The sequence below is a fragment of the Dyella sp. EPa41 genome, assembly GCF_016586165.1.
Taxonomy (GTDB): domain Bacteria; phylum Pseudomonadota; class Gammaproteobacteria; order Xanthomonadales; family Rhodanobacteraceae; genus Dyella.
This window is the reverse complement of record NZ_BCPR01000015.1, coordinates 19,259-41,771: the sequence shown is the minus strand read 5'-3', so window position 1 is coordinate 41,771 and position 22,513 is coordinate 19,259. Positions and strand designations below refer to the sequence as shown.

The 22,513-nt window shown below is 62.5% G+C and carries 11 protein-coding genes; 2 read left to right on the top strand and 9 right to left on the bottom strand.

All coding sequences use genetic code 11. The features are described 5' to 3' along the window. Positions 1-22: 22 nt before the first annotated feature. The 9 genes from JMF82_RS07130 to JMF82_RS07080 form a co-directional block, all read right to left on the bottom strand. Positions 23-277 (bottom strand): hypothetical protein, encoded by a 255-nt coding sequence (locus JMF82_RS07130; protein ID WP_201313837.1) that lies wholly within the window; start codon positions 275-277, stop codon positions 23-25. Then, the gene (locus JMF82_RS07125; protein WP_201313836.1) at positions 274-483 is read right to left on the bottom strand and encodes a hypothetical protein; all 210 of its coding nucleotides are present in this window, start codon (positions 481-483) and stop codon (positions 274-276) included. The genes JMF82_RS07130 and JMF82_RS07125 overlap by 4 nt, the downstream gene beginning before the upstream one ends. 179 nt (positions 484-662) lie before the next feature. After that, the gene (locus JMF82_RS07120; protein ID WP_201313835.1) at positions 663-1,046 is read right to left on the bottom strand and encodes a hypothetical protein; all 384 of its coding nucleotides are present in this window, start codon (positions 1,044-1,046) and stop codon (positions 663-665) included. Positions 1,047-1,373: 327 nt separating this feature from the next. After that, positions 1,374-1,829, bottom strand: a complete 456-nt coding sequence (locus JMF82_RS07115) for a hypothetical protein (protein WP_201313834.1) — start codon at positions 1,827-1,829, stop codon at positions 1,374-1,376. A gap of 159 nt (positions 1,830-1,988) precedes the next feature. Then, positions 1,989-2,453, bottom strand: a complete 465-nt coding sequence (locus JMF82_RS07110; RefSeq protein WP_201313833.1) for a hypothetical protein — start codon at positions 2,451-2,453, stop codon at positions 1,989-1,991. Continuing rightward, entirely contained in the window at positions 2,453-6,007 is a 3,555-nt protein-coding gene (locus tag JMF82_RS07105) for a hemagglutinin repeat-containing protein (RefSeq protein WP_201313832.1), read from the bottom strand. Before JMF82_RS07105 ends, JMF82_RS07110 begins: the two co-directional genes overlap by 1 nt. A gap of 833 nt (positions 6,008-6,840) precedes the next feature. Next, positions 6,841-7,128, bottom strand: coding sequence for a hypothetical protein (locus JMF82_RS07090; RefSeq protein WP_201313830.1), 288 nt, complete (start codon positions 7,126-7,128; stop codon positions 6,841-6,843). Further along, entirely contained in the window at positions 7,125-18,554 is an 11,430-nt protein-coding gene (locus tag JMF82_RS07085; protein WP_201313829.1) for a hemagglutinin repeat-containing protein, read from the bottom strand. Before JMF82_RS07085 ends, JMF82_RS07090 begins: the two co-directional genes overlap by 4 nt. Before the next feature lie 58 nt (positions 18,555-18,612). Beyond that, positions 18,613-20,277, bottom strand: a complete 1,665-nt coding sequence (locus JMF82_RS07080; protein WP_236585343.1) for a ShlB/FhaC/HecB family hemolysin secretion/activation protein — start codon at positions 20,275-20,277, stop codon at positions 18,613-18,615. A 571-nt stretch (positions 20,278-20,848) separates the two neighbouring features. On the opposite strand from JMF82_RS07080, the gene JMF82_RS07075 reads away from it, so the two are divergent. Together JMF82_RS07075 and JMF82_RS07070 are read left to right on the top strand one after the other, a co-directional pair. Then, positions 20,849-21,625 carry a hypothetical protein gene (locus JMF82_RS07075; RefSeq protein WP_201313827.1) on the top strand — a complete coding sequence of 259 codons (777 nt, stop codon included), beginning with the start codon at positions 20,849-20,851 and terminating at the stop codon, positions 21,623-21,625. A gap of 42 nt (positions 21,626-21,667) precedes the next feature. After that, the gene (locus tag JMF82_RS07070) at positions 21,668-22,513 is read left to right on the top strand and encodes a hypothetical protein (protein WP_201313826.1); all 846 of its coding nucleotides are present in this window, start codon (positions 21,668-21,670) and stop codon (positions 22,511-22,513) included.

Here is a 22,513-nt window from a genome sequence, read left to right as displayed (position 1 = left end):
TGATCAAATTCATTTCCATTGGTCACGATTCATTAACATCCATGTTTGCCATAACCGGCAAAGCAAAGACCCAAACGCTATTGGAAACCTCGTCTGCTGCAAACCATTTGCGCTCTCCATTGAAGGTGGCAATCCATACAGGAAGGTTCAACTCCTCTCCTCTGCCATCGATCACAGTGGCGCGCTCTCCCGCAACAAGCGCCCATTTTTTTGACCAAATGTTTTCTCGCTCAAAATAGCGAGCTAGCTGAGCATCCGACGCAATAGCCCATTTCATAACCCTGATCCTTTGGAATCAGCGCCTTCGCGACCACTACTGCCCGACACCAACTTTCCAGCACCCACCAGCCCATGCAGGATGGCTTTGTTGGCGCCACCGTCTTCCCATGATTTCTGTTCGGCTTCAGTGGTGGCGTTATTGGCCATATAGCTTGCGATACTGCCCGCCGTGCGCATGCCCCCGTAGCCGGCGACCTGCCCCATCTCCTATCGAAGGTTGCCCACCCCCACGGCGAATGTCTGTTTTACCGCTGTTTCTGCACACCACGACACCACGGGTCTGAACTGCTCATGGCAAGGCGTCAGAATCGGATTTCCTTCCCCCAAAGAAAACGCCCCTCGTGGTAGTCCAACTCGAAATAGAAGTCACCCGCGTATTCGATTCAGGCGGTGACGCCGTATTGGCCGTCCATGTGTGTTCCTACATTGAGGAACCACATCTTGGCGCCGGGCGGTACGTCATAGGGCGTCAGCTCCCACGGTACGCGCAGGCGATAGCGCTCTTTCCCGTAGGCGTCAAGGACGTAGCAGTTGTCAGTATCACGATCGTCCTCAAAGCAAATGAAACCCGAAGCATCAGGCAATACATTTATGAGCAACCCCTTTCGCATGGGTAAGCTCAGCCGCCGCCCATTCACAATCCAAGATATTTCGACAGGAAGAAATGGACGCCCCGAACCATCGGCGGGCTTCCAATTAATAAGCTGATTTCTAGCTACAGCCTCACCGAGCGCATTGCGTAACGTTGGAAGCTCGACTTTGTTCATTACAACGACCTCCCACTGTTAGGTACATAGCGGAAAGTGTCGACCCTCTGTTCAGGCGGTAAATTGAAGTGCAGTTGGTTGCCTCCACCACTAGCGCCCGGCTGCTCGCCAACGATGCCTATCTGCGCGTTCACATGTCGGACCGCCTCCAACTGGGTGACGTATCCGACATTCGGCTTCATGTCTGAAGTAATCGCCAGTTCGTTGCGAACATAGGCCTGATTTGACACGTCATCGAAGGTTCCCCATGACCCAAGGCGAATGTCTGCTTTCCCGCTGTTTCTGCACATCACGACACCACGGATCTGAACTACTCAAGGCAAGACGTCAGAATCGGATTTCCTTCCCCCAAAGAAAGCGCCCTTCGTGGTAGTCCAACTCGAAGTAGAAGTCACCAGCGTATTCGATCCAGGCGGTGACGCCGTATTGGCCGTCCATGTGCGCTCCTACATTGCGGAACCACATCTTGGCGCCGGCTGGTATGTCATAGGGCGTCAGCTCCCACGGCACGCGTAGTCGATAGCGCTCTTTGCCGTAGGCGTCGAGTACGTAGCAATTGTCGGATTTAAAGTTTGACTCAAAGCATATGAAACCACTGGAATCAGGCAGTTCCTCCCAAAAAGAATCTCTTATGTGAGAAAGCAATTTATCGTCAACGGTCCAGCTATACGATGCAACATTGAACGGCCTCTGAGCCTTAAGGGCCCATCTAATCAGCTTAGAGGACAATACGGACTCGCCACGAGCATTGTGCAGCGTAAAATTTGAAATTTTCGCAACCATTAGTGGAGCTCCGATCCGCCGATATACTTGAATGTCTCAACTCTCTGCTCGGGCGGAAGATTGAAGTGCAACTGATTACCGCCACCCGCAGCGCCTGGTTGTTCGCCGACAATGCCAATTTGCGCATTGATGGGTTTCGTGACATCGACCTGAATGACGTCAGAATCGGATTTCCTTCCCCCAAAGAAAACGCCCCTCGTGGTAGTCCAACTCGAAGTAGAAGTCACCTGCGTATTCGATCCAGGCGGTGACGCCGTATTGGCCGTCCATGTGCGTTCCTACGTTGCGGAACCACATCTTGGCGCCGGGCGGTACGTCATAGGGCGTCAGCTCCCACGGTACGCGCAGGCGGTAGCGTTCTTTGCCGTAGGCGTCAAGGACGTAGCAGTTGTCAGTATCACGATCGTCCTCAAAGCAAATGAAACCCGAAGCATCAGGCAATACATTTATGAGCAACCCCTTTCGCATGGGTAAGCTCAGCCGCCGCCCATTCACAATCCAAGATATTTCGACAGGAAGAAATGGACGCCCCGAACCATCGGCGGGCTTCCAATTAATAAGCTGATTTCTAGCTACAGCCTCACCGAGCGCATTGCGTAACGTTGGAAGCTCGACTTTGTTCATTACAACGACCTCCCACTGTTAGGTACATAGCGGAAAGTGTCGACCCTCTGTTCAGGCGGTAAATTGAAGTGCAGTTGGTTGCCTCCACCACTAGCGCCCGGCTGCTCGCCGACAATGCCGATCTGCGCGTTGATAGGCTGCGTAACCTCCACCTGAATGATGTAGCTCGCATCCTTCTTCATATCTGACGTGATGGCCAATTGATTGCGGGCATATGCCTGATTGGGCACCTCATCGAATGTCGCCCAACCACCGAATGCGCGATCAAAGTTGCCTGCCTTTACGCGTTCATAAGTATCCGCGTCCACCACCATATTCACCACCGTTCCCGGCTTGAGCGTTGCATCGGCCACCATCGTTCCTGATTGCCACGCGGGTGACCAGTTGTAGGTGTCCATCGCCGCATTGACTGCATCCGCGCTCAGGAAACGATTGACCGAGCCCACGTTACCGACAATGTTTTGGGTGAACTGCTCCAACCCCGCCGCATCGCCCTTCCAACCGGCGCGCACCGCCGCCGTGATGGCATCCACCGCGGCGGATTTGGCGACCCCCTCAATCGCCGCAGCAGCCCCTTTACCTGCGCCAGTGGCGCCCATCAAGGTCAATGATGTGTTGAGCGTCGCCAAGGTCGCAGCGGCACTACTCACATCCTGCCCGTACACGGCCCTTAACTGGTCGTTCACCAAACCGGGGTTGAGGGCATAGGCCGCGTTGTTGCCGAGGTCTTGCCCGGCGCCATTGAAGGTGTCCACCGGGTGAAAGATCGCGTTGCCGATGCCGGTGACCGCACCCACCGCGGTATTCCAGACGGTCTCTCCTGGGCTGAGGTAGGCATTGACGCCTGCTTGCGCCAGCATCACCTGCAAGCCCAGGTTGGCGTTGCCCGTGCCCGGCTGCACGTACTGTTGGTAGAAGCCTCTGTTGGCGTTCGCATCAGGCAGATACATCATGGGTTGCAGGAACTGGTTGCCTTCCACCGTGAACACTTTCTGGGCATTGCCCAGTGTGTTGGTGAAGGTGGCTTGGGCACCAGCGAGAAATTGGCGAGCAACGCCATCGTCGCCGGGCAAGGATGCAGACCATAGTACGTCGGTTTGCCGTGCAGCTTGCTGGGACAACTGCGTGGTCGCTGCGTCGATCTGTTGCGCGCTAGGTTCGCAACCGCATTGCTGGCTGGCGAAGTCCTTGGCGTTACTTTTGATCCAGTCGATTTCAGTCTGGTGCAGCTGCCGATTGAACTGCTCCCCCTGCAACGCCGTTGCCGCGCCTGCGCCGCCACCAGCGGCTCCGCCGATGGCGGCACTCGCTAGGTTCATCAGGCTTCGGCCTTCGGCGGAGTACGGGTCCACACCTTGTTGGCGCAAGTAGTCCAGCATGGCCCCGCTCGCGGCTTCGCCGGCAGCCGCACCCATTGCACCGCCCACCACGTCACCATTGCTCAGCGCCGCCGTGCCCGCACCGACCAGGCCGTGCAGGATGATCTTGTTGGCGCCGCCGTCCTGCCATGATTTCTGCTCTTCTGGCGTGGTGGCGTTATTGGCCATATAGCTTGCGATACTGCCCGCCGTGCGCATGCCGACGTAGCCGGCCACCTGACCCATTTCCTGCTGCTCTTGCACCTTCTGCGCATCGAAGATCGGCTTGAGGCCTTGCGCGTTGATGTCGGGGTTGCGATCCAGCCCACTGAGGTCAGTACTGCCATTGCGCACGGTGATGGTGCCTTGGGCAATAGCCGCCTTTGTCGTGCTGTGACTGCTGTCGCTTTGCGGAATACCGATGCCGCCTGACAGACCGCTCGGACCGAAGGCAGCGACGTTGCCATGGGAGCCGCTGCCGCCACCGACACTGATGCTACTGGCACTGTAATGGGCACCGTTCTCGATGTTGCTGTAGGTCAAGGTACCCGTGTCGAGCAGGTTCTTACTGGCGTCGGCCGCGCTGGCAATCACACCGCCCTTGAGGTCCGTGTTGCCGTTGACGTGGATGTGGTAACCACCGTCGCCGGCACCGATACCACTGACGGTGGTGACGCCGGCGTAGTGGCTGTCGACCTTGCTCTGGTTGTAACTGCCGCTGCCACTGGCGCCCACGCCTACGACGACTTTGCCGCTGACTTGCTGTTGTTTGCTGGCGTAGTCGTCGGTGTCTTGCTCGCTGCGGATATTGAGGTTACCGCCGATGTCAGCGAGCACGGTGTTGCCCTTGGCTTGCGCGCCCTGGATGGTGGTGTCGCCACCGCTCACCAACGTCAGGATGTTCTTGGCGTCGACGCTGGTGGTGGCATGGGTGGTGCCGTCGCCGTGCGCGCTGCCTTTGCCCACCGAGGCCTGGGCGTACAAGCCGACACCGTCCGTGCCGATCTGCACACCGACACCGCCACTGGCATTCTTGTTGGTGTTCTTGAGGGTGTGATCTTCCGCCTGGCTAAGCAGGTTGATCTTGTTGGCGGCCATGAGGCCGACGTTGTCGCCGCTGATCTGGCTGCCGATGACGTTGAGGTCACCGCCGGTGGCGGCGATGACGACATTGCCGTTGCTGTGGACGGTGCTGCCGTAGGCGGTTTCGTCGTGGGTCACGGTCTTGCTGCTGGCACTGCTGCCACCGATCCCCACCTGCAGATTGATGCCGCCGTCGGTCCCGCTTTGACTGACGCCACCTTGGGCGGCGCCGATGGCATCGCTGACGCCGTAGGCGGCCTGGGCGGCGTAGAGGGCTTTGAGGCGATCGTCCTTGACTTCGCTGGCGCGATGGACGGCAGCGTAAGCGCCTTGCGCCGCCGTCACGGCCGCACCGCCCAAGCTGACGGTGAGGCCGCTGCTGCTTTGTTTGTAGGTCTGCGTGGTGTCCGTGGTACCCAAAGCCGCATCGATGGTGACGTTCTTGCCGACGATGGCCGTTCCGGTGTCGCTGAGCACGGTGGCGTTGGTGAGGTGGACGGTGTTGCCAGCACTCATCGTCACGCTGCCACTGATGCTTCCGACCAGGGTGCCCTCGGGCGTGGTCTGGGTGATCGTGGTGTCTTGGCTCTGCTTGGCCGTGCCGATCATCACACCCACACCCGCGCCCATCACGCCGCTCTTGGTCTTACTGATGCTGTGCTCTTCCGTATGCACGTCGTTGGCCGTGCTCAACGTGAGGTTGTTGCCTGCGGCCATGACGATGTCGTGATCGGCCACGATCTGGGCGGCCTGAGCGGTGAGGTTGCGGCCCGCACCCAGCGCCACGTTATCGCCACTGAGCGTGGTGCCAACGGCGTAGGTGTCGCTGACGCTGTCGTGCGTGCGCGTGGTGGTGCTCGACAGCATCCCGCTGTCGTGCTTCTGCGTGTCATGCGTGAGGTCGTGCTGCTCGTAGCCTGCACTCAGGTTGATGTCGCGCGCGGCGGTGACGCTGAGGTCGCCCTGGGTCGACGTGAGGGTGGCGGCCGTGGCGTTGACGTCGCGCCCCGCTCCCACACCGACGCCGTTCGTGCCGCTGAGGGCCGTGCCGCGCAGGGTTTCATCGCGGGTGGCGGTGGTGACCTGGGTTTTCCCTTCGGCGGTGTGCGTCACGCTGGATTGGGGCTTGAGGCCAGTGCATTTTGACATCAGCTACATAGAATCAGGCTGGTCAACGAAGGGAAACTTCAAAAGCAAAGCGTTAATTTCATCCCCTTTTCTCTGCGCCCACGACGGACTAAGTTTTTCCAGAAGCATCAACTGATGGGAAAACATTATCCGTCGAGAGTCTTCGCCTGATATTCGATGCGAAAGTTCGTAGCTGGCAGCCATGTCAAACGTTAACGCATCGAATATCCAATAGAGCAACCTATCCAGGTCGGCAGTCTCCCTTCGCTCAATCTCACTTCCACGCTCCGTAATTACATACGCGCACTTATTGCCGTGAATTTCTATATGCGGACTTCCGTTCTCCGTAGGCTCCAAGGGAGGCACAGCACGGTAGGCCGGGACTCCAATTTTCCCTGCCAAATCCACCGCGGCCCGTTGGATCTTTTCAATCAATTCATTCTCAGTTGGGGCCGGCACCACGTTCTCCTTCGCTTACCCGACGCAGATATCCTTCTTTAATGAATTCACTAATCTTCATGCTAGTTTTGTATTGCACACCGCCACCGGGCTGATCAAACCAGGGTGCAGAAACCCCCGACTCCACAGGTAGAGGCTTGACAACTTCATAGGCATAGTAGGGCTCCGCTTTCACTCCAGGTGGAAGTGCGCGCTCCGCTAAACTCGTGCCTTCAGGTGCCAAGTAACTTCCGCCTTCACCACCAAAACGGTCAATGCGTGTACCGACGGTTGGCAGAAATTATCCCAGGCACCATTGCGCGTTCGTGAATATCATTTCATTGGTGATCTGAAAGCTGCCATCGAATTAATGACCAAGCTCAACCCAATACCTTAAGTAGATCGCTCAAACTCCATGAGCCACTCTCAAATATGGGCAGGAGCTGCGGCCACTTAATATCGCCTCGCACAAACGCGCCGGTTGTATCGTCAAAATAGTCAACAAAACACTGGCCTCGCTCTCTTTCAATGCGTAGCAATCCATGCATCGTTTCTACTTCAGCAACGAAATCACCAAAGCTTTTTTCGCTATAGCTCACGATAGTTGTTCGACCAAGCTCCAATCCCGATCTATCGAACTGTTCCTTGATGAACTGCACTGGATTCATTTCTTAACTCCCGGGGGAAGCAAGCTTCTTCCGTCAGACGAAACGGTGTAACCGCGCTGAGTCATGTATTCAATCTCTTTCGCGTAGTAGGAACCGGGGCGGGCATTTTCTACAGGAGTGGCTAGTCTCACCACATCCCCACGCTCAATCGTTCTATCCAAAAATTTCGCATTTGCAGTCCAGCGATCCAATTCTGACATGCTGTTCCAGACCTCGTCTGAGATCTGATAGCGTCTCGCCATGGATGCATCTGACATCTCCACGTATTCTGGATAGTGACCGAGCACGGTTGTTCCATTGTCACGCTTCGCTGGCGCAATCGCTTCAAGGTCTCTCGACGGATGCGAAGCAACTGATGTCCCCGCCTCCGCATCTGCCGTTGCGCTGGCAATGGTTGAACCAGTTCGCGAGACGACCTTAGTCGTGGTGTTGATCATCCCGCCTAGCTGGGCGATGGCGGTGGCATCGCCAATGAACTCTAGCCCACCGCGCACCCAATTCTCATTGGCCACGTTAGCTGCACGCATCGCCGTGTTGACGCTATCGCGCAACCCCGGTGCATCGCCCGCATTCACCACCATCGCCGCCGCCATGGACGCATAGGCGTTCTGCAGGCACGTGGCATTCTGGTCACAGAGCGGGATCACGTACTGCTGATAGGTCTCCTGGACCAACGTTTCCCAATCGGCGCGCTGCTTGGGTGTCTCTAAGCCACCCTGGGCATAGGAGACTTCCTTCCACTTGTCGTACGTCTGCTGGCAGGCGCTGGCACTGCCGGTCGTGCAGGCGTTCGTTATTTCGTCACCAAACTGCTTTACCTGGTCCTGGCCCAGTTGGTAGCCCAACAGCTTCATGCCGGGGCCGAGGTGGTTGTTCTCGGTTTCGATCTTGGCGGCGATGGCGGCGGTGGAGGCGTCGCCGCCCAGGGCGGTGGTGATGCCGGCGACAAGGTTTTCGACGGTGGCGGCGCGGGCTTCCTTTTCCGCGGCGCTGAGCGTGCCGGCGGTGATGCCATTGAGGCCATCGAGCAGGTTGTTGATGACCACACTGGCGGCCGCGGCGCTGGCCGCCGTGCCGCAGCTCTGGCTTTGCGCGGCGGCACCCGCACAGGCGACGAGGCCCTGCAGGGCGGCACGGGCTTCGTCGCTGCCGAGCTGGTCGGCGATCACTTTGACCTGCTGCGCACCGAGGCTTTGCAAGGTGTTGATGGCGGCGCTTTGGATGAGGTCGCTGGTGGTGCCGGTGACGTTGCCGCCGATGGCGGCGGTCACGGCGGTGAGGATGACGCGACCGGTGCCGCCGGGTGCCCAGGTGGCGTTGTCTTTGACGATGGCGGACAGTTGGTCGATGCGTTGAAGATCGCGTTCGCCCTCGGGCTTGGCCATTTCGTCGGCGAGCGCTTGTTTGGCGTCCGCCGTTTCCTTGGCCTTGTTGTTGATGAAGGTGCCCGTTTCCCGTGCGAAGCCTCCGGCAATGGCAAAGTCGGCCTGAATCTCCTTTTCGTTGAAGATCGGCTTGAGCGCGTTGGTGCCGTCCACGCCGGTGACGACATCGCGGTTGAGGCTGGCGAGGGTGTCGTCGGCCCCCTTGCCGGCTAGGCCACCTTGGGTGGTGAGGGCACGCTGGGCGGCGTCATCCGTGATCGTGATCTGGCCGCCGCTGATGCCGCTCCGGGTGGTGCTGCTGTCCTTGTCGCTGGCGCCGAGGGCGATCGGGGTTTGGGCACTGAGACCCCCCAGGCTGGGCAGCGTGCTGCCGGGCACGGCGTTGCCGGTGGTGGCCTGGCCCTTCTGGTCGGTGCCGACGCCGCTCGGGCCTTTGCTGTAACCCCCGCCGAGACTCACGCTGCTGGCGCCGTACTCGGCCTTGTTGGTGAGGTCGCTGACCGTGAGCGTGCCGGTGGTGAAGTGGTTGAGGCCATCCGCGACGGCCTGATCGCTGGAGGTGATCACGCCACCCTTGAGGTCGGTGTTGCCGCCGACCTTGATCTGGAAGCCGCCGTCGCCGGCGTGAATACCGGACTGCTCGGTGACGCTGGCGTAGTGGCTGTCCATCGCCTGCTGGCTGGCGTTGACGCTGCCGGAGACACCCATGCCAACGGTGACGCTGCCGCCGAGGCTCTGGTTTTTGCTGCGGTAGTCGCTGGTGTCTTGCAGGCTCTCGATGTTGAGGTTGCCCTTGATGTCACCGATGACCTGGTTGGCATCGACCACGGCGCCCTTGAGGGTGGTGTCGCCACCGGAGCTGAGGATGACTTTGTCGCCCGCGCTAATGTGGGTGTTGGTCCAGCTGACGTCGCTGCCGTTACCCTTGCCCTTGGAGGCGCTGGCATTGGCGGTGATGCCCATGCTCATGCCACCGGAGCCGACGGTGGCGGCCACGCCGACACCACCGCTGGAGCTGCTGCTGGTGCTGGTGGTGTCCACGCTGTTTTTGGCGGCGAGCAGGTTGATGTTGTTGTCGGCGGTGAGACCGACGATGCCGTCGGCGTGGACGTTGCTGCCCTGGATGGTGAGGTTGGAATCCTGACCGCCACCGGTGGCGCTGATACGTACGTTGCCGCCGGCAGTGACGTTGGAACTGGCCGCGGTGTCGCTGGTGGTGGTGGTTTTGCTGTCACTGCGGGCCGAACCGATAGTGGCGGAAATACCTAAACCACCGCCGGCCTGCGGATCGGCAGCGACCGCCGTACCGGCGTTGTACGCGGCCAGGCCGGTGGTGACGCCCGCCAGGGCCTGCATGCGCGAATCGCTCGTGTTGCCGGCGGCGCGGTGCATGTCGTTGGCGGTTTGCAGCGCAGCGATCACGGGCGAGGAAACCGCGACGGTGAGGCCGCTCTGGCGGAAATGGGTCTCGTCGGTTTGCGTGCCGGTCTCGCGCGCTTCGGTGATGTCCACACGCTTGGCGTGGATGTCGATGTCGCCGTTGGGCGCGAGGACATTGCTGCCGATCTGTTGGTAGTGGTCGCCAGCGACGAGGATGACGTTACCGTCCACGGCGCCGACGTTGGACGCGGTCGCATAGGTTTGGGTGCTGCGGTTCTCGGCACTCTTGGTTTGCGTGCCGAGGGTGACGGAGGGACCGCCGTTGCCCATCAGGCCGTTCTTCTCCACCTCTTTGCTGTGCTCTTGCGTGGTGGTGGTCGTGGCCGCCTGGAGGGTGAGGTTGTTCTTGGCGACCAGCGTGGTGCCGTGATCGGACACGACGTTGCTGCCCGTGACGGTGACGTTGGTGCCTTGCACGATGACCTTGTCGCCGCTGACCAGCGTGCCGACTGCGACTTGGTCATGGATGGCGTCGTGGGTGCGAGTGCTGGTGCTGGTGAACGTGCCTTCGTCGTGTTTCTGCGTGTCACGACTGATGTCGTGGCACTCAATGCCAGTCTGCAGGTTCACGTCGCCTTCGGACGCTACCACCGCCTTGCCTTGGTTGGAGGTGATAGTCGCAGCGGTGGCGGTGAGGTCGCCTACGGCATACGCCGTCACGCCGTTCGTGCCGCTGAGGGTGGTGCCGCGCAGGGTTTCATCGCGCGTGGTGGTGGTGACCTGCGTTTTCCCTTCGCCCGTGTGCGTGACGCGGGACGTGCTGTCGGTGACGGCGTTCAAGGTCATGGTGCCGTCAGCCCGCACGGCCAGCTTGTCGCCGGCCTGGAATTGCGCGCCGTGGCTGGTGAGGTTGCCGCCGGATGCGACGGCGAGGTTGCCGCCAGTGGTGACGGTGCTGACGGTGTGGGTGGTGGTGTCGGTGCTGTCGAAGTTGGCGCCACGGCTGGTGGTGGTCTTGCCGGTGGCGTTGAAGGTGATGTCGCGGTCGGCGATCAGTGCACCGTTGCCGGCGATGTCGATGGTGCTGGCCGTGGCGACGATGTCGCGCTTGGCCTTGAGCAGGCCGTCGCCCTGGCTGGTGATGGTGCCGTTGTGGATGATGTCGCCGTCGGCCACGATGGCCAGGCCGCCCGTGCCCGCGCTGATCACGCCACCTTGTGCAGTGAGTCCGTTGACTTGCGGTGTATCCCCCAAGGGGACTGGCTGCGCGGCGTTGATCACGCTGCCGCCGGCCTGGATGCCGATGGCGTTCGCTTTCAGGGTGCCGGTGTTGATCGTGTCACCACTCGTGCGGATACCCAGCTGCTGGCCACCGTTCAAGGTGCCTTGGTTGATGAGCGTGCCGGCGCTGAGCCAGGTGCCCTTGCCGCCGGTGATGGTGCCGTCGTTGCGCACGGTGCCGCTGGCTTCGAGGTTGACGGTGTCGCCGGCGATCAGGGCGCCGTCGGTTTTCAGGCGATCGGCCGTGGCTTTGCTCAAGTACACCACGGGCACGAGCACGTGCTGGCCATTTACCACCTGATCGACCAACCACACGATGTCGCTGTCGAGCGCACCGATCTGCGCGGTGGTGAGCGGTGCGCCCAGTTGCAACCCTAGACGTGCGGCTTCGGCGGCGGCGCCATCCATCAGGGCGCCGTACTGCGCCATGGGGTCGCCACCGTTCAAACTGCGGCGGCCGGTGAGCTGCAGAATCTGGTCCAGTACCAGGTTCTGCTCGTAGTAGCCGTCACCCAGCCGTTTGTGGATGTTGGTCGGGTCTTGCTGCAAGGCGCGCAGCAGGTAGTCGGAGCTGGTGACCGGCCCTTTGGCGAAGCGCGGGGCGGTGGTGACCAGGAATGGCGCGTCAGCCTCCGGGTGCTGCCCATACACACCGTTGGAGGGCGGCACGTAGCCTGGTAGTAGCTGGTCGGCACTACCCACGACCTGTGCGGCCGATTCACCGGTGCGGGTGGTGCCGGCGACGGCGGTACCCTTGAGGCCGCTCACGACGCCGGTGCGATCGACGCCGTCGCGGTTTGCCGACTGGACATCACCGGCGGTCGCGGCCTTGGCGCCTTGGGCATGCCCCAGATCGGCTGGATCGGAACCGTTGAGAGAGGTGGTAATGGCGTCCAGCGGGTGGTTCGGATCGACGTAGCCGTTATCGATGCGGCGACCACGGATGTCCACGCCAGCGGCACCCGTCATGGTGCTGTCCAGGCGGGGGCCGGTGTCGACGGTCAACCAGCTCGGCGCCTGGCCGGGAGCCAATGTCAGTGAGAGCGAGCCACCGTCCGCACCGGCGGGATAGGTCGCGGTGTAGTCCTTGTAAGGCTGGGGGACCCAGCAGCGATCCTTGCCGTTGATCGGCCCGCACACGCTGGCGTTATAGGACTCGCGCTCCCAACCCACTTTCAGCACGTCCGAACGCGTCACCGTGATGCTGGGCGCCCACGCGAGGTTTTGCACCCGGTAACCGTTGATGGAGGTGTCGGTGCTGCCGTCATAGTCGCCACCGTTGATGATGAGACGCCGGTTGGCGGCGATGGTCGAGGTGATGTTGCGCACGTTGCCGGCCAGTTCGATGTCGCGCCCGGCACTGATGACACTGGCTTCGCTGTAACGCTTCAGGCGCGTCACCGCCGTGACGGTATCGGTCTGGATGGCCTCGAAGTACATGGGTGTGTTGGGGGCATAGTCGCCGTAGCCCGTACAGCGTTCGCCACGACCACCCACGCTGCCCTGGTGGCTGGTGCAGTAGGCCGCGGCGGATGCGATTTCCTCAGCGCTAATCACCTGGCTGGGATCGACGTACGGCGGGCGGTGCAACGGATCGGGATCGTCGTAGCGGTAGCGCACCACCGTTTCGGTGATCTTGTTCGCCGCCTGCTCCGTCGGCGTGAGCGCGACAGTTTCGACCTCCAACACGCGGCGCTCGTTGATCAGCTGCTGGGTGGCTATGGCGAGGTCGCCCATCACTTCGATCTTGCCGGTGCGATTGAGCACCTCGGCAGTCAACTGCGTGGGGCGACCGACATCATCGCGTGCGTCGCTGCCGGCGATGACGAGGTTGCCCTGGCTGAAGATCCACGCGTTCTGGTTGACCAGGCGATCACGGACGTTGAGCTGCAAGTCCTTGGCCGCGCCCAGGGTGGCGGTGCTGTAGGGGGCGGACGGATCGTCGGCGGCGCCGAGATCCGCACCGTTGGTCAGCGTGTTGGCGTCGATGCGTACGAGGTCGCCCAGGATGTCGCCAGTGTTGGTGACGTCACTGGCCTGCAGCGTGAGGGTGTCGCCTTCGATGGACGCCCCTGCTTGATTGTCGATCCGGCCACCCGCCTGAATATGGGCAATCGCGGTGCCATCGCTGTTGCCGGCGTTGATCACCGCGCCTGCGGTGTTGGTGAGTTGGCCGGCCGTGATGTCGAGTTCGCCCGCAGTTTGCAGGGTACCCTGATTGGTGAGGGTGCCGTCCACGGTGAGTGCGAGCACGCCGTTGCTGTCGAAGTGCTGACCGGCGAGGTGAGTGTAGTCACCCAGGAAGCGGACATCGAGGGTCTCAACGCCACGAAGGTAACCGAGGCCATTCAACGTCACCAGCGTGGTGTGCTGGGTGTTGGCTTCGACATGGCCGTCCGCGTTGTTCAGCCATGGCGTGGTCAGCCATAACGTGTCGGCTTGCACGCGGCCGCTGTTGTTGGTGAGGCTGGCCAAATTCAACCAGGCCGTATCGCCTGCACCGAATTGGCCGCCGGTGTTGTCGAGCGTGGCGTTGCCGTTCTGGTAGCTGAGATGGCGCGTGGCGTAGGTGGTGCCATCGGTGTTGTCGAGCCAACCCACGTTATCCAGGTTCAGATCGCGCTGGGCGACCAGCGTGCCGTTACTGCTGTTATCGATGCGGGTGGCTTGCAGGCGAACGTCACCCGCGCGGTTGCCGATGGTGCCACCGCGATTGTCGATGGTCGCCGACGACAGGCTGAGACCTTTCTCGGGGTTGGGGATGTCCTTGTCACCCGCGAGCAGTTGGCCACCGACGTTGGTGAGGATAGCGGCCGAGAGGCTGGCGGAACCCGTGGCGTCGATGCTGCCGGCGCTGTTGTCGAAGGCGCCGTTGACGACCCCGTGGAACGAGCCATTGGTTTGCAGTTGGCCACCATCGCGATGGAGCAGATCACCGTCACTCAACACGGTGAGGTCATGCCGCGCGAAGGTGATGCCACCACGGTTGTCGAACGTGCCGGCGTGCAGGGCCGCCGTGCCTTCGGCACCGATGAGACCTTGGGCGGTGTTGCGCAGGGCTTGGCTGACATCGAGGGTGAGCGTGCCGGTATCGCCACGCTGGATCAACTGGCCCGCGGTGTTGTCGAGTGTGCTGGCGTTAACGGCCACGGCACCGGTGCCGTCGAGGACACCACCCACGTTGGTGAGGGCGATACCCGATGGGGTGCGTCCCTGCAACGTCAGGGCATCACGGGCATGGAGCTGGCCGTGTGTATTGTCGAACACATCGGCCTGCACGGTGACGAGGTTGCCATAGATGCCCGTTGGCGGCGCGTCGTCTGTGGCGGCGGGATCGAACGCTGGGACACCTTGGGTGGTATCGCGGTTGATTAGCGCGGCGGCCTGCACATGGAGATCGCCGGCCGCGACCAGCAAACCATTGTTGTTGTCGAGCGTGCCCTCCACGTTCGCGTCGATCGCCTGTTGGGCCTGGATGGCGCCGCCATGATTGCTGACGCTGCCCGCCGTGAGCGCGAGTGCCCCGTTGGTGACCAGCGTGCCGTCGTCGTTCACCAAGGCATCGTCGATCGCCAGCGTGAGGGGCGCGTCGCTAGCGGCCTGCACTTGACCGCTGGTGTTGTCGAGGCGACCGGCGCGGACCGTGGTCGTGCCGGCACTGGCCAGCGTCCCGCGGGTATTGTCGAAGGCGTGGTCAATCGTCAGTGCCGTCGCGCCTGTGCCGGCGGCAAGGATTGAACCGGCCGCGTTGGTCAGCGATGACGCGGTGAGTTGCAGGGCACCGTTGGTGGCGATCTGGCCCGCCGTGTTGTCGATGGCGTCGCGCGCATGCAGATCCAGGCGTCCATCGGCGAGCGCCGTCAGGTGACCACCGGCGGTGATCAGCGAACCGGTGTCGATGTGTATCTGCTGGGCGCTGGTGGTTCCATCGCGCAGATTTGTGAGGCCGCTGGTCAGCGAGAACGCGCCGTTGCTGGCGATCGTGCCACCCTGACCGTTGAGCGTGGTGGCCTGGATCGTCAGCGTACCCGGCCCGGCGTGCTGGATGGTGCCTTCCGTGTTGTCCAGCGTGGATGCCGTGACGGCCATATCGTCGTCGCTGGCGATCACGCCCTTGGCGCTGTTGTCGAGCAGGCCATCGACGGTGACCGTGAGCGGCGACGCGAGGCTAGTACCCTCTTGGGACGAACCCGCAACCTGCACGATGCCGCCCTGGTTGATCAGGTCGCCAGCATGCACCGTTGTCGCGCCCATCGCGGCGAGCGTGCCACGCGTGTTGTCGAGGCGGCCATCGACGATGAATTGACTGGCCTCGTTGCCGACGGCCATGAGTTTGCCGTCGACATTGGCGAGTGCACCGGCACTAAGCCATAGCGCGCCGTTACTGGCGATCTGGCCATCGGCATTATCCAGCGTATGGCGCACGCGAAGGCTCAACGGACCGTCACCCAACGCCTGCAGACTGCCTCCTGCGGTACGGAGTGAACCGACATCGACGGTGACGTCTTGCGCGAAGGTACGGCCCTGACTCATGTCGACTATGTCGCCGGTCAGGGTCAATGCACCGTTGCTGGCCAGCGTGCCACCCTGGCCATGCAGGGTCGTGGCGGTAAGGGTGAGCGCACCCGAGGAGCCCGGTACGAAATGGCCGTCGGCATCGACCGCGCCTTGGCGGATCAGGCCCTGGGTATTGTCCAGTGTCGTGGCCGTGATCACCATGTCGCCGTCGGTGGCCAGTACGCCGTGCTGGCTGTTGTCGAGCAGACCATCGACCGTGATCGACAAGGGTGAGTCGCCATCGGCGTGGATCGTGCCACTCTGGTTGATCAAGTTGCCGGCCTTGACCGTCGTGGCGGCAATGGTCCCGACCGTGCCGTGCGTGTTGGTCAGCGTGTCAGTGACCTGCAGCTGGCTCGGTGACGTTCCCGCGGCCAGGAGTCTGCCCTCGGTGTTGTCCAACGAGCGTGCACTCACCTGCAGCGCACCGTTGGTGCTGATCGTGCCGTGCGCGTTGCTGATCGCGCCACGCGCGTCGAGCACGAGCGAATCGTGGCCCAATGCCGTCAAGCTGCCACCGGCGTGGTTGAGCGATCCGGCGTCGACGCGCACCTGTTGCGCAAAAGTGGTGCCCTCGCTCAGGTCGATCGCACCACCGGTGAGCTGAAAGGCGCCGTTGCTGGCGATCGTGCCGCCTGCGCCGTTGAGCGTGACGGCATCGATACGGAGCGCGCCGGCGCCGGCATGCTGGATGGTGCCGTTCGCATTGCCCAGCGTGTTCGCGTGCAGTGACAGGTCCGCGTTGCTCGCGATCGTGCCGCCGTTGCTATTGTCCAGTGCGTCGGTGACCTGCAGTGTGTTGGCATCGTCGCCCGAAGCCGCGATGGTGCCGCCGCGATTATCCAAGCTCATGGCGATCACGTTGACTTGCGTCGCCGTCAGTGTCGCGTGCTGGTGGTCGATCGCCCCCGCCGTCAACTGCACGGCACCGGCGGTGGCGATCTTGCCACCCGCGCCGTACAGCGCCCGCGTGATGACACGCAGGCCGTCGAGCCCCGCGTGGGTGATGGTGCCACCTTCGTTGATCAGCGCGCCGGAGTTGATCGCAAGCTGAGAGGCATTACTGGCCAGCTTGCCATTGGAGTTGTCGAAAGTTCCGAAGACCTGGAAGGAGGTCGCATTCGTGTCGACCTGATTCAGCGTGCCGCCACGATTGGTCAGCGTCTGTGCGTCCAGCGCGAGCGGGCCATTGAAGGTCAATTGGCCACCCTCATTGGTTACGGCGTGAGCGTGCACGGTGGCGGAGCCATCGATCGTTAGCTCGCCGCCGCGGTTGCTGAGGTCACCATCGATCAATGTCAGCGCACGCAGATCGAGGTGACCGCCATCATTGGCAAGGCCACTGTTCGTAGTCAGGTCAAAACCGGACGCGGCGCTGATACGACCGCCATCGTTGTCGAGGGTGCCCGCAATGCGGAGCACACCGTCGGCCAGCGGAGCAATGGGCGTTATGCCCGTGGCGCCATCGTCCGGCGGCGGCGTACTGCCACCACCGCTCACGCCGGGATCCGCGGCCGGCGGTGGCGTCGAGCCACTGGACGAGGAGGAGTCGCCACCGTTGCCGCCGGCATCCCCTGCCGTCGTGCCGATGCGGCCATTCTGATTGGACAGGGCTCCGGCTTGCAGGGCCATGGCTTGAAGTCCGGCCTGCATGATGATGCCACCGGCATTACGCAACGTACCGGCATCAACCGCGATGCGGCCGGCGTTGAGCGTTCCGTGGCTATTATCGACATCCGCCGGCGTGGTGACGTTGAGTTCGCGCGCGGCACTGATCATGCCCGCGTTGGCCATGCCACCGTTCGCACTGATCGATGTATTGGACTGCGATTGCAGGCTGCCGGTGTTTTCCAGGCGACCGTCGACAGTGACGATCAGGTCATCCGACGACGCGCCGATGGTGCCCGCGTTACGCGCGCCCACACCGTGCTCGGTGCCCAGCAATTGGATCTTCCCGCTATACATGCCGCCTAACGCGCCCACATCCAGCGCGAAGGTGGGGGCATTACCGGTGCTTCTGATCGCGGTGACCTGCGTGTGATCCGCATCGACCTGGTTGGCGCCCGTCGTCACCTGCAATTGCGGCGCCCAGATGCCGCCGTTGACTTCGACAGCGCGGGCGATGATATCGGCATAGTTGGCACGGCTGGCGTCCAGGCCCTTGCCGTTGACCTGGATGGCGCCGCCGGTGACACGGTAACCGTCCAGCGCGCCGCCGTTCAACACGGGTGCACCGGTGGTCAACGTGAAGCGGTTCGCGTTGATGACACCACAGCCGTCGCAGGCGATGCCGGATGGGTTGGCGATGACCACCTGTGCACGATCGCCCGCCACTTCGATGTAGCCGTTCAACTGGCTGGGGTGGCTGCCGGTGACTTCATTGAGAATGACCTTGGCCGTACCGGTGGCCAGCCAGGGGTTGCCTGCCACGGTACCCGCCAGCTGCGTCTGCGTGTTGGTGCGCGAGTTGTTGAGTACCGCGCCTTCGCTGCGCACGTCGAAGCGGCTGTAGGTATTGCGCGATACGCCCGCCGCGCTGGGTGTCTGGATATTGATCAGCGGAGCACTGTTGGGCGCGCCCATCACGGTGGGACGCTGGTTGCCCGGTGCCTGCATGTCCGTGGTGATCTGCGCGCTTGCCACGGAGGCCAGGCCGATCCAGCCGAACGCGACCCACAGGCTCAGGCTGACCGGCCGCACAGCGGCAGTGACGGCGCCCTCGCCCTGTGTTGCGCGACACCCCGGTCGACGCACCAGCTCCGACACGACCTGGAACAGGCCCAGCGCGTGATTGAAGACGATGCGATACAGGTGCTTGTTCATGCGGGTTCTTCCGTGACAGGCAAACGATTGGGCGACGCGCTCATGCACGCCGCCGGGGTTAATACGACCAGCTGAGACTGAAACCGGTGGCGGGGTTGTCGGTCTGGAAGCCGCGCGGCTTGCGGATGGGCGCGCCGACGAACACATCCCAGGCGAAGTCGCGCCAGCCACCGCGCAAACCGAGCACGGCGCCCGCCAGCGTCTGGCCCAGTTCCCACTGCGTGGGCGGACCGCTCACGTGGCCTACGTCGACGCCCAGATACAACTCCTGGCCCACGCCCGCCATCCAGCTGAGGTCGTTGCGGAGCAACCAGCCCCGATCGCCCGTAAGCGACAACTCGCCATCGAAGCCGCGCACGGTGTACCGGCCACCGATCGCGAAACGGTCCTGCGGCACCAGCGCCGTCTTGCACCATTGCGCGCGCCAGCCGCCGATGTAACGGAAGCGCTGGCTGCCAAACTGGAACGGCACGGTGAGCGTCGCGTCCGCGGTGATGAGCTTGGTGCGTGAGGTGCCGTCGCCGAAAGCTTCTTCTGGCGCGTGATACGCATTGAAGGCCCCGGTACCGCGTCGATACGCGGCGTCGGCATCCAGTGTGGCGCTGCCAATGAATTGCCTGTAGGTGAAGCCAGCTTCCCATCCACCCTGGCGGCGGCGCTGGACCAGCACTTCGGTGTCATCGACGAAGTTGTTGGAGTCTCGCTCCCAGGCCCGCATGTAGGCGCCTGCCTTGATAGTGGCGTTGCGGTACAGAAGTCGGCTCAGCCTGACGTCGACGTTGTGGCTGGTGCCACTGTAAATGTAGTTCTGCGCGTAACCGGCGATGGTTTGGTGGTAGGTGTAACTACTCGCGGTCGCGCCCAGCAGCCAGTAACCCTGGGGCACGTCGTAATGCAGCGTGTAGCTGCGCGTGTCCTTGCCGTCGCCGTCGAGCACGGCCTGGCCGAGGTTGGCATAGAACAGGTCGTTCCACGTCAGCAGGTTGTCCAGCGAAAGCGTGGCGCCACCCTGGATCTTGCCCGTGGCGTCACTGCCGGAATCGTCCAGCGTGACGGCTAGGCGCATTGGCGAGGATTGCTTCCACACGATCACCAGATCGCTTTCGCCCGGCCGGGCATCGCCATCGGCGGGCGCGATCTGGATGTCGGCGTCAACGGTCGGCACCTTTTTGAAGTTTTCTAGCGCCTGCTCGATATCGCGCAGATTGAGCAGGTCGCCCGGACGCGCAGGCAAGGCATCGCGCCAAGAGGTGGCGCGCGCGTCGACACCGGGTGCAAAGCGGATCGCTCGAATGCGGCCCGGCACGACGGTCAGCGTCAGCACGCCGGAACGCAGGTCCTGGTTCGAGGCAAGGACGCGCGTGGTGACGTAGCCGTGGGCGACGATCGCATTCTGCATGCGGCTCATGACGACCTGGATGCCACCCGTGCCGAGGCAACCGCCGGTGGCAGGATCGTCTTTGGGATCAGCAGCTTTTAGGGCCCACTGAAAATGTGCAGCGGCCTCGCCGTCCAGACGAATACGATGGATGGGAAAGCATGGGGTTTCCGTCGCGGGAAGGTGATCCGGCGCGGCCTGCGCCGGTCGCGGCAAGTGCACGTCGGGTGTGGTGTCGCGCTGTTCTCGGAGGGCACGCTCGCGTTCCTGTTGACGCAGCAGTTCCTGCGTTGCCGGGTCGACCGCCTGTGCGAAGCTGGGCGTGGGATACACGGTCGTTGCCAATGCGAGCAACGCCCCAGGGATCAGCCAACGTGATCGCCACCACCGAGGTGAGCCATAGTCGGTCGCCGCACCAACATCCATATCCCCAACTGCTCCCTTGTCCGATAAAAAGCGTGCTCGGAGTCGCCCGCCGCCTTCGGGGGGGACAAGAGTCAAGCGACTTCGAGCACGACAATTCAGCCTCGAACGCTAGTGAGTCGTGCGCCTCTCATAAATCGGACAATTCCTAAAAAAGCGTGCGACGAGGGTGCACCGAGCATGCAGATAATCGGTGTCGGGGATGTCTCCCGTACCTACATGACTGGGATGCATGGGTTGCAGATCATGAGGGTGCGCCCAAGAGGTATGGCCGGGTCCATCGACATGACAGCCACCATGCGAGCCGTTGGGGTTGCCCGTACCGCACCGACCAGGCGGAGAAATGGCCGCGGCGGCGGGCATCGTCTTGGCCGCCCCAAACAACCATCGATCGGGGCGCCCGCGGGGTATCTCGTGGCACCATCAACCCCTTTTTATCACCCGAGACGTTTCACCTCATGCATCGGTCTTCGATGCCTGCCGGAGTCGTCGCATGAACACCGCATGGAAATGGGTTCTTGGCATGGCCGCGTTGGTCGCCGGTGCGCAGGCCGGCGCCGTTGGCCGCCTGGTGGACCTCAAGGTCTACGACTGCACCTCGCAGCAGGAACTGCCTGTCTACCGCTACGACGGCCGCTACTACATCGCGGGGCAGCCCGGCCACCGCTACCAGATCCAGCTCCACAGCCGTGGGGGTGGACGCGTGCTGGGCGTGCTCTCCGTCGACGGCGTGAACGTGGTCTCCGGTAATACGGCGGACTGGTCGCAGACCGGCTACGTGCTCGATCCCTTTGTCGCCACCGAGATCCGTGGCTGGCGCAAGAGTCTTTCCGAAGTGGCCGATTTCGTGTTCGCCGATGCTTCACGCAGCTACGCCGCACGGACGGGAAGGCCAGACAACGTGGGCGTGATCGGCATGGCCGTGTTCCGCGCGCGGCCGCTGCCCACGCCCATGCCGGTGCGACCCATGGTGGAGGAATCCTCCGGCGCGGCTGCCGACCAGATGCGCCAGGCGCCCGCCGCATCGGCACCGGCCGCCAAGGCGCTCTCGGCGATCGGTGGGCCGATCGGCACCGGCCACGGCGCGCGCGAGACCTCGGTGGTGAGCTACACCGATTTCGAGCGCGCCTCGGCCACGCCCGACGATGTGGTCACGCTGTACTACGACACGCGCGAGCGTTTGATCGCCCAGGGCATCATTCCATCGCCGGAACGTTTACCCGCGCTGCCCGATCCATTCCCGGGCCACTTCGTGCCCGACCCACGCTGAGTGCTTTGGTTCCAAGCCGGCGCGTGGCAGCATGCGCACGCCATGAATGATGTGTCCCTGACTTACGCCCACGCGATGATCGATGCGCTCGAACGCGATGCCACGCTGGTTGAGCCCATGCAGTTGGCTGAACGCATCCGCGCGCTGGAATGGCTGGAGGAATGGCTCGACGAGTCGCGCGACGACGAACCGCTCGGCATTCGCGCGCGGTCACTCCACGCGCGGCTCGCCGATGTGCAGGCACGCCTGTGCGAAGCCTTGCGCATTGAGATCCGCGCGGGTAAAGGCGCGGCCGCCCTGCGACGCTGGCGACCGGCGCTGGTCGACGGTGCGGAGGGCTATGACCATCTCGATGGGCTGCTGAGCGACGTGTTCGCCTTCGACGAACCCACGGACCCGATCGCGCCGCTGGAGCCGGACATGGTGTTCTACCAGCCCACGCCGGTGCGCCACATTTTTGATCTGGTGGAACGTTCCTGTATCACAAACAACGATGTCTTCATCGACCTTGGCTCCGGCCTGGGGCACGTACCGATACTGGTGGCGATCCTGACCGGCGCGCGCTGCGTGGGCATCGAGCAGGAGCACATCTATGCTGGGCTGGCGCAACGCTGTGCCGAATCGTTGAAGCTCGACACTGTGTCCTTCGAGGCGCGGGACGTCCGTGACGCGGACTTCTCGGACGGCACCGTGTTCCATCTCTATACGCCTTTCACCGGCGCGATCCTGCGCGGCGTACTCGATACGTTGCGCATAAAGGCGGAACGGCGCGCTATGCGCATTACGTCGTTTGGGCCCTGCACAAGTATTGTCGCAGCCGAGCCTTGGTTGACCCCGGTTGGACCCCACCAGCCCAACCGGATCGCTGTATTCCGAAGCTGTCGTTGA